The organism is Streptomyces calidiresistens, assembly GCF_014141525.1.
Classification (GTDB): Bacteria; Actinomycetota; Actinomycetes; order Streptomycetales; family Streptomycetaceae; genus Streptomyces; species Streptomyces calidiresistens.
This window is the reverse complement of sequence record NZ_VKHS01000144.1, coordinates 1-9,047: the sequence shown is the minus strand read 5'-3', so window position 1 is coordinate 9,047 and position 9,047 is coordinate 1. Positions and strand designations below refer to the sequence as shown.

Annotated in this window: 5 protein-coding genes; 4 read left to right on the top strand and 1 reads right to left on the bottom strand. The window is 75.8% G+C overall.

Going from position 1 to position 9,047, the window contains the following annotated elements; all coding sequences use genetic code 11:
- The 4 genes from FOE67_RS30320 to FOE67_RS08905 all read left to right on the top strand — a co-directional run.
- On the top strand, nucleotides 1-277 hold a 277-nt coding region (locus FOE67_RS30320), incomplete at its 5' end, for a hypothetical protein (protein WP_323384531.1).
- Between the two features lie 61 nt (nucleotides 278-338).
- Nucleotides 339-740: a DUF2530 domain-containing protein gene (locus FOE67_RS30315; RefSeq protein WP_323384529.1), complete on the top strand. Its 402-nt coding sequence runs from the start codon at nucleotides 339-341 to the stop codon at nucleotides 738-740.
- A 475-nt stretch (nucleotides 741-1,215) separates the two neighbouring features.
- Entirely contained in the window at nucleotides 1,216-3,957 is a 2,742-nt protein-coding gene (locus tag FOE67_RS29100) for an HAD-IC family P-type ATPase (RefSeq protein WP_228473696.1), read from the top strand.
- Between the two features lie 590 nt (nucleotides 3,958-4,547).
- A complete protein-coding gene (locus FOE67_RS08905; RefSeq protein WP_182662263.1) occupies nucleotides 4,548-8,093 on the top strand; it encodes a hypothetical protein in 3,546 nt (1,181 codons plus the stop codon).
- Between the two features lie 97 nt (nucleotides 8,094-8,190).
- Here the strand turns inward: FOE67_RS08905 and FOE67_RS08900 are convergent, their stop codons facing one another.
- Nucleotides 8,191-8,949, bottom strand: a complete 759-nt coding sequence (locus FOE67_RS08900) for an HdeD family acid-resistance protein (RefSeq protein WP_182662261.1) — start codon at nucleotides 8,947-8,949, stop codon at nucleotides 8,191-8,193.
- Between the last annotated feature and the right edge of the window lie 98 nt (nucleotides 8,950-9,047).

Genomic DNA, 9,047 nt, shown 5'->3' with positions numbered 1-9,047 from the left:
CCCCGCCACCCTTCCGGCCGCCTCGGAACCCTCCCGCCCCATCGGCCATCCCTCCGGGGGAGCCTCCACCTCGCGGGTGCTCGCCGTGCGGGTGGACGGCGCACTCTTCGAACGGCTGCACCGCCATGCGGCCCGCCGGGGGATGACGATCCAGGACTACGTCGCGGGCATGCTGGTCAGGGAGGACTTCGATGAGCGTCTGCTGACCTCCGTCGAAAGCGTCGAACGCCTGGTGATCGGCGGCACCGGGGCCGAGGTGCCGCCCCTGGCCGGATAGGCTGAGTCCCCGGGGGATCGAACGGGATCCCGGACGGCGGCAGGACGGGAGGGCCACCACAATGCCCCGGGACTTCCTCACCCATGACAAGCGGAAAGCCCCCGAGCCCCTGGAGGGCAACATCCCCGCCGTGGTGTTGTCCCTGACCGTCGCCTGGGGCGTCCTCCTGCTCGGTTCCCTTCCCTTCCACGCCCGGCTGGCCGATCACGACGCGGAGTGGTGGATCTGGAGCTGTGGAGCGGGTGTGCTGCTGGGGCTCTACGGCCTCTGGTTCGTTCGCCGTCGTGAGGCGGCCCTGCGGCGAGCGGCCGCTGCCTCCGGGGCCGTCGATTCCGAGCAGTCCGCCGGGAGTTCTCCCGCCACCGCCCCGGGCGGGGAGGAAGGGACCGGTACGGGAGAAGCCGACGCGCCCTCGCCCCCGCGCGGGCCGGAGGATGGCACCGCTTCCGACCATCGGGGCTGACCACGGAAAAGCCGGCCCCCTCCGCCCCGGTGCCCAACGCCCCGGAGACCTCCGCTCCCCCCTCCACGGCTCCGTGAGCCTCTTCCTTCCCGCTCTCCTGCCGGGATCTCCGGAGACGGCTCCCGAGTGGCTCGGACCACCCCCGAAGCCACCCCTCCCGAAAGCCGGGAGGACGGCGGACAGCGGCCGCCACGCGCCCCCCATCGCCTCCTTCCGGAAAAGCCTTCCTCCCATCCGCCGCCCGGAAAGCCGGCTCCGCCCGACACCGTGGGGTGCGCCCGCCTCTCCGCCTCGGTATCCCGCCGGAAAAACCTCCCCGGGGCGGGGGGAAGCGGTGATGTTCACCACCGCCGACGCGAACCCCCTCGCGTTCTCCCCCGTCCTTTCCGGCTATTCCCCGGGTCGTCATCCCCCGGTGGTCCGGAGGGCGAACGGGACCCGCGCGTTCGTCCCCCGGAAACCGTAGGGTCGGAGCATGACGCAGACCCGGGTCGACACGGCCGGCGAAGTGCGGGGGCTGACGGCGGCGGAAGTCGCCGACCGGGTGTCCCGCGGCCAGGTCAACGACGTTCCGGTGCGGTCCTCCCGCTCCACGGCGGAGATCGTCCGGGCCAATGTTTTCACCCTGTTCAACGGGATCATCGGCACCCTCTTCGCGATCATCCTGGTGGTCGGTCCCATCCAGGACGGCCTCTTCGGCTTCGTGATCATCGCGAACGCCCTCATCGGGATCGTGCAGGAGCTACGGGCCAAACGCACCCTGGACAACCTCGCGGTCATCGGCGAGGCCCGACCGGTGGTGCGACGGGACGGCGAGTCCCGGCCGATCCCCACCGGCTCCATCGTGCTCGACGACGTGATCGAACTGTCCTCCGGCTCCAAGGTCGTCGTCGACGGCGTGGTGAACGAGGCGGACGGCCTCGAGGTGGACGAATCGTTGTTGACCGGTGAGGCCGACCCCGTGGTCAAGCGTCCGGGCGACACGGTGATGTCGGGCAGCTTCGTCGTCGCGGGGAGCGGGGCCTTCACCGCCACCCGGGTGGGACGGGAGGCGTACGCGGCGCAACTCGCCGAGGAGGCGTCGCGGTTCACCCTGGTCCACTCGGAACTGCGCAGCGGCATCAGCCGGATTCTGAAGTTCTGCGTGATCCTCATGATTCCCGCCGCCATCGGACTGATCATCAGCCAACTGTTGGTGGAAGGGGCGGACACCTTCGAGGCGATCCGTCGGATGGTGGCCGGGATCGTGGTGATGGTCCCCGAGGGCCTGGTGCTGCTCACCTCCATGGCCTTCGCGATCGGCGTCATCCGCTTGGGCCGCCAACAGTGCCTGGTGCAGGAACTCCCGGCGATCGAGGGACTGGCCCGGGTCAGCGTGGTCTGCCTCGACAAGACCGGCACGCTCACCGAGGGCGGCATGGACGTCCGCGAGGTGCGCCCCCTTCCCGGCAGCGCCCTCCCGCCGGGCCCGGAGGGAAGCACCGCTCCCGGCTCGCCCTCGTCCTCGCCCTCCGACGGTGCCACCCCCGGTGCGCGGGAACACGGCGGCCGGTCCGGCGGAGGCATCCTCGGGAGGGTTCACGCGAGAATTCACGGGGCGAGCGCCTCCGGGAACCCCGGGGGGACCACGAGCGCCCGGGCCCCGGAGCGGACCGGGGAACCCGGTCCCGCCGGCGGTGGGCGCGAGGCCGGGGACGTGGGCGGAGACGTGATCGACGGAGCCCACCTGCGGCGTGTGCTGGGCGCGCTCGGAGCCGGGGACCGCCATCCCAACGCCAGCCTTCGGGCCATCGTGGAGAGCCACCCCGCCCCCGAGGGATGGCGAACCGCCGCCGCCCTGCCCTTCTCCTCCGCGCGCAAATACAGCGGGGCCGCCCTCGTGGAACCCGACGGAACCTGCCGGACCTGGCTGTTGGGGGCTCCCGATGTGCTGCTGCCCGCCGGCCACCCGGTGCTGGCGGAGGCCGACCGCCTCAACTCCCGGGGGCTGCGGGTGCTGCTGCTGATCCGTTCCGGCCTGCCCGCCGACCGGCTGGCCTCGCTCGCCGACACCGAGGGCGGACCCGGCTCCGCGCCCATGGTCCCGACGGCGTTGGTGGTACTCGAACAGCGGCTGCGCCCGGAGGCCGCGGACACCCTGCGCTACTTCGCCGAACAGGACATCGAGGCAAAGGTCATCTCCGGTGACAACGCCGTCTCCGTCGGGGCGGTGGCCGCCGAACTCGACCTCCCGGGCGCCGACCGACCGATGGACGCGCGTTCCCTGCCGGGGGACCCCGCCGGGATGGCGGCGGAACTGGAGAAGGGGACCGTCTACGGTCGGGTCACACCGCAGCAGAAACGCGAGATGGTGGCCGCCCTGCAGTCCCGCGGCCACGATGTCGCAATGACCGGTGACGGGGTGAACGACGTGCTCGCCCTCAAGGACGCCGACATCGGGGTGGCGATGGGCTCGGGTTCGGAGGCCACCCGGGCCGTGGCGCAGATCGTCCTGCTGAACAACAGCTTCGCCACCCTGCCGTCGGTGGTCGCCGAGGGCCGCCGGGTGATCGGCAACATCGAACGGGTCGCCAACCTCTTCCTCACCAAGACCGTCTACTCGGTCTTCATGGCCTTCGCGGTGATCATCAGCCAGGTGCCCTACCCGTTCCTGCCCCGTCACCTGACGCTGATCTCGGCGCTGACCATCGGCGTCCCGGCGTTCTTCCTGGCGCTGGCTCCCAACCGGGAGCGGGCCCGCCCGCACTTCGTGCGCCGGGTGCTGCGGTTCTCGGTGCCGTTCGGCCTGATCACCGGCGTCTCGACCTTCTCCGTGTACCTGTTGGCGCGCGCGCACTACGGCGCCACGGAGGCGACGCTGGAGGCGGAGACCAGCGCGGCGTCGTTGACGTTGTTCCTCATCGCGCTGTGGGTGCTGTCGATCATCGCCCGTCCCTACACCTGGTGGCGGGTGGGCCTGCTGGCCGTGATGGCGGGTGGGTTCCTGACCGTGCTGGTCACGCCGTGGCTGCAGGAGGTGTTCGCGCTGAACCTGGTCGGCATGACGATGCCGTGGGTGGCCGTGGGCGTGGCCGGTGTGGCGGTGCTGGGTCTGGAGGCGGCCTGGCGGATCGTCCCCCGGTACTGGCCGGACCTGCCGGAGAAGCCGCACGGCGCGGCCGTGCCGGCGGAACGCCGCCGGGCAGGCCGACCGATGTCCCGGCGGGGCGGGGACTGACCCCGGCGTCGACCGGCGTCCCGGCACGGGCTTCCCGTGCCCCCGGCCGGGTCGGACGGCGCGAATGCCCCGCCCGGCCGCCCCGGGACCCGGGGGTGTCGTCCGTCACCGGGGCGGCGTCCCCGGAAAGGTGCGTTCCGGGGGCCGGCCGCCCCGGGTGTGCGCATCGCGCTCCCGGGCATATCACCGGCACACGGCCTCGTTCCCGCCGGGGGACGACGGGGCGGGAACACGACGTGGGGTGCCGGGGCGGGAGCCGCCCCGGCAGCCGAGCGGTCCCGGTCGGCCGGGCCGGACGAGGCGGGGAGGGACATGCGGACGAGGCCGGGTGGGGAACGCGTGCGCCCCGGGGTTCGCGGGTGAGCGGCGTGCGATCGGCACGGGAGGAACGTGCCGGGGACGATTCCCCTCCGCTCCGCTCCCCCGTGTCCGGGGGCCCCGTCCCCCGGACGGATACCGCCGGCGGGGGCACCCATCCGCCCGCCGCAGCCGACGGGGTGCCTCCGCCGGGGCCGGTTCCTGCTCCCGCCGGGGGTTCCGGGGTACCCGCAGCCGAGGAGGAGGCCGTTCGCCGGGAACGCGAGACCCTGGTGGACGCCGTGCGGGCACGGCTGCGCCGCATCAGGACCGAGGCGGACCATTCCCCGGTGCTGGAGCGCGGGACGCGGCGCGAGGCGGACCGGCTGGCCTCCCTGTTGAACGTCTCCCCGGCACCGCACGCGGAGCCCGATGGCGGATCCGCGCTCATCGAGGCGCACTACGTCCTGGGGTGGGTGCGGTGGCTGCGGGCGGACGGCATCCGTTTCCGGCGCCGCGCAGCCGAACGCGAGCGCCGTGCCGCCCTGGACGCCCTCCTGCCCTGCTACCTGTGGGCCCCGGAGGATCCCGAGTACGTGCGGCGGCTTCCCTCGGCCGCCCTGCCCGCCCTGGCGGAGCGCGCCGTTCCCCTCCTCGCCGGGCCGTTCCCCGGCGCTCCGGCCTCCGGCATCCCGGCCGGGGGGACCGGCGCCGCGCCCGACACGGCCGGGAGCATCGCCCTGTGGCGGCGTGTCCTGCGGGATCTGCCGGAGGATCACGGGGATCGTGCCCTCGCCCTGGCGCACCTGGCGCGGTGGCTGCTGCGTCGGCACGAGACGGGCACCTCCCCGGCCGGGGATCTCGGCGCGGAGTCACCCGATCCGCTGGAGGCCCTGCATCTCGCGCGTCTCGCCGCGTCGCACCCGGGGGTCCCGGACCGCCCCGGCGGCACCGCCGGGGAGCCGGAGAGCGGTCGGGTCCTCCGGGAGGCCGTCACCGACGCGCTGGCCGCCGCCCTGATCACCGTGGGTGAACAGGCTCCGGGCACCGACACGGCGGCGTTGGACGAGGCGATCCGCCTGTTGGAGGAATCCGGCGGCATGCCGGCCCCCGGGGAGCCGGTGACGGCGTCCGGGGCCGAGGTGGCGGCCCTGATGGCTCGTGCCCTGCGGGGGCTTTGGGAGCGGGCGGGTGACGAGCGCGCGGCCGAGCGCGCGGTGGAGTGCGCCCGCCGTTCGGTGGGCGCACCGGCCGGTGGGGATCCGCGGCGTCCGGAGCACCTCCACGGGCTGGCGACCGCGTTGCGCCTGCGGTACGAGCGCACGGGGGAGGTCCCGGCGCTGGAGGCCGCCGTGGAGGCCGCGGAGTTGGCGGTGTCCGCCACTGCGGCCGGTGCCCCGCTCTCCGCCGCGCGATGGGACGCGCTCGGTGCCCTGGTGCAGGTGCGGTGTCGGCGCACGGGGGCGGCGGAGGACGTCGAGCGGGCCGTGGAGGCGGCCCGGCGGGCGGTGACCGCGAGCCGGCCCGGGGAGCCGATCCGGTCGGTCGCGCTGGCCAACCTGGCCACCGCCCTGTGGTTGCGGCACGAGCGGGGGTGGGATCCCAACGCGCTCAACGAGGCGGTCGCCGCGCTGGAGGAGGCGATCGCGGCGCTCCCGGCGGAGCACCCGCTGCGGCCGGCGCTGTCGGGGAACCTCGGTGCGGTGCTGCGGGACCGGTACGCGCACGTCGGTTCCGAGGGGGATCTGGAACGGGCCGTGGACGTGTTGCTGGACGCCTGCGCGGGTTCCCGGGCCGGTCCCCGGTCCCACTCCGCCGCCGAGGGCACCGGTCCGCGCTTCCCGGGCGGCCCGGGGAGGGACGCCGGCGAGAACCCGGAGGGTGCCGGGGCGTTCCCCGGGACCGTCCCGGCGGTGGCCGTGTCCCGCTGGGCCGACCTGGGGCGCGCCCTGGCGCGCCGGCACGAGCTGACGGGCTCGGTGGACGACCGTCGCGCCGCCGCCGACGCCCTGGCGGTCGTCGCCGCGGCGGAGACCGCCCGGCCCTCCCTGCGGGTGGGTTCCGCGCTGCACGCCTCCCGGCTGCTCGAACCGATCGACCCCACGGGCGCGGCGGCTCTGGCCGCCCGGGCCGTGGAGTGGCTACCCCTGGTGGTGGCGGACGCCGCCGGCGGGACGCACGGGGCGGGTCGGGTGCCCGCTCCCGGAGCCGGGTGGGTCCCGGAGGACGTGGGGGAGGAGGCCGCGGGGTCGGCCCTGGCCGACCCCGCGGGCGGGAGCACCGCGGAGCGTGCCCGTCGTGCGCTGTCCCTGGTGGAGGCGGGTCGCCCCGTGGTGCCCGGGCCGCTGCCGGAGGCCGTGGTCGATCCGCCGGGGCCGGCCGGTCCCGTGGTGTCCCCGGAGTCGGGGTCCGCCGAGCGTGTCGTCGGGGGCACCTCGGGCGACGCCCCCGGGGTTCCGCCCACCGTCCCCTCCCGTGACGCGGGCGCGGCGCGACGCCGGTTGGAGGCCGTTCCCGTCACCGGCGAGGGTCCGATCACCCTGCTGGAACAGGCCGAGCGCTTCCCCGCCCGGGTTCGGGACGTCCGATGGGCGACGGCCGGCACCCCCGTGGGTCCGGCGCGTCTGCCCGACCCCGATCGCCTGCTCGCCGCCGCCGACCGGGGTCCGGTGGTGACGCTCCTGGCGGGTCGGCGGCACGGCGGCGCCCTGGTGGCCTCCGCCGGCGCCGTGCGGCGGATCGAACTCCCCCTGCTGACCCGCAATGCGGTCGGTGCGACGGTGGACTCCCTGCGGGACGCCCTCGAAATCGCCCGGGATCCCGGGGCGTCGGCCGCCCGGCGGGCGGCGGCGGAGGGGGAGGTGGAGGCGGTGCTGCGGTGGTTGTGGGATGCCGTGACCGGTCCCGTGCTCGCCGGCCTCGGCCCCCGTGGGCTCGCGCCGGGGCGTCGCGGAACGCCCGGGGAGGGTCCGCCCCGTCTGTGGTGGGTGGCGGCCGGGGCCCTGGCCCGGTTGCCGCTGCACGCCGCGCTTCGGCAGGACGGTCCGGGCGGCTCCGGCGACGGGCGGGGGCCGGCGGGCCCCGGGAAACCGGTGAGTGACGTGGTGTTCTCCACGGTGCCCTCGATCCGTTCCCTGTTGCTCGCCCGGGAACGCGCGGCGGCCCTCCCCGGTCCGGGAAGGGCGGCCGGAGGGGCCGGCGACAACCGTCCCCGGGACGGTGTCGTGGTGGTGGCCGACGGGGTGGACACGGGCCCGGGCGGGCTCCCGGGGCGGGAGCTCGCGGTCGTGCGGGGTCTGCTGTCCGACGCGCCGGCCCCCGACCGCACCGGCCGGGGGGAGCCGGTGCCGTCCCCGGGCGGGCCGGGCGTCGCCCACCTGGTGACCGGCCCCGACGGCGGGTCACCCCGGTCGGTGGCCCCGGGCCCGCGGGTGGCGTACCTGTCGTCGTACGGGCCCCCGCTGCCGGCCGAGGGGGCCGAGGGGGCCGAGAGGGTGGTGCCCGCGCCGACCCCGACGGTGGCCCTGCACCTGGCTGGGGTGCCGTCGGTGGTGGGACCGCTGTGGCCGTGGGCCGGCGACACCGCCGCCCGGGACACCGCCGCCCACCGGCCCGACGGGGACACCGAACGCAAAGGGAGGGATCCCTCCGCCCCGGACGGCTTCGCGCTCGAACTGGCCCGGGAGTTCCACCTGCGGCTGCGCCGGGCGCGGGCCGAGGGTCGGGGGGAGGCGTTCCCGGACACCGCTCCCATCCTGCACGCCTCGGTGCGGGCGGCCCGGCGGGCGACGGGCGCGGGTCCGTCCCTGTGGGCCGCCCCGCACCACGTGGGGGCCTGATCGGCGGCCGTCGAAGGCCCGGCCCCCGAAACGATCACGAGGAACCGGCGGCTCTCCCGGCCCCGCCGGGGCGGGCCGGGGCGGGCCGGGAGAGCCGTCAGGCCGGCCTCCGGGAGAGGCGTCGCAGCCGGAGCGCCAGGACGACCTCCAACAGGCCGATGGCGATCAGCCAGCAGCCGGCCACCACGGCGAGGACCAGCACGCTCTCGATGGGGAAGATCAGCAGGACCGCCCCGGCGAGGACGCTCAGCACGCCCATGGCCGCCGACCAACCGGCCCCCGGTCCCCCCGCCGCCGCGGCGGCCAGTTCGGCGCCGCCCCGGAACAGCCATCCGATCGAGATCCACAGGGCCAACAGCACCACCGATTGGGCCACGCTCCGGAAACAGAGCAGGCCGAGGATCACCGAGGCGGTGCCGCTGAGGAACATCAGCCAGCGGGTGCCGCCGGTGAAGCGCGGGCCGAGGGCGTTGACGAACAGGACGATGCCGTTGATCAGCAGGTAGATGCCGAAGAGCACGCCGAGCACGGCCACGGTGCGCCCCGGCCACACGAGGGCGATCACGCCGAGCGCGATGGCGCCGAGCCCCAGCAGCAGGGCCGATCCCCACCACGCCCCGGCCAGGCGGCGCGCGAAGGTTCCCAGTTCCCGGGGGGCGATGCCGCCGGGCGGCCCCCCGCCCGGCGGCGCCCCGCCGGCGGGTCGGGCGCCGAACTCCTCCCAGCGGGTGGTGTCGGCGGCCCCGGTCGTGCCGGGGCCGCGACCGGCGTCGGGGCCGGCGCGGCGGGCGCCGCTGCCGGGCGGGACGTCGATCGCGGAGAGCGCGGTGGCTCCGGAGACTTCCGTTCGTGCCATGGAGTGCTCCCGGGGTTGCTCGGGGATCCGGCCCCGGGTCGCGACGGGTGCGACGGGTGCGTCGGGGTCTCCGACGGCTCCCCGGGGCCGGGTGCGGG

Bases quoted from the DNA above. Each gene is read 5' to 3' on its own strand.
- FOE67_RS29100 (WP_228473696.1), top strand. From the start codon at position 1,216: ATGACGCAGACCCGGGTCGACACGGCCGGCGAAGTGCGGGGGCTGACG.
- FOE67_RS08900 (WP_182662261.1), bottom strand. From the start codon at position 8,949: ATGGCACGAACGGAAGTCTCCGGAGCCACCGCGCTCTCCGCGATCGAC.
- FOE67_RS30315 (WP_323384529.1), top strand. From the start codon at position 339: ATGCCCCGGGACTTCCTCACCCATGACAAGCGGAAAGCCCCCGAGCCC.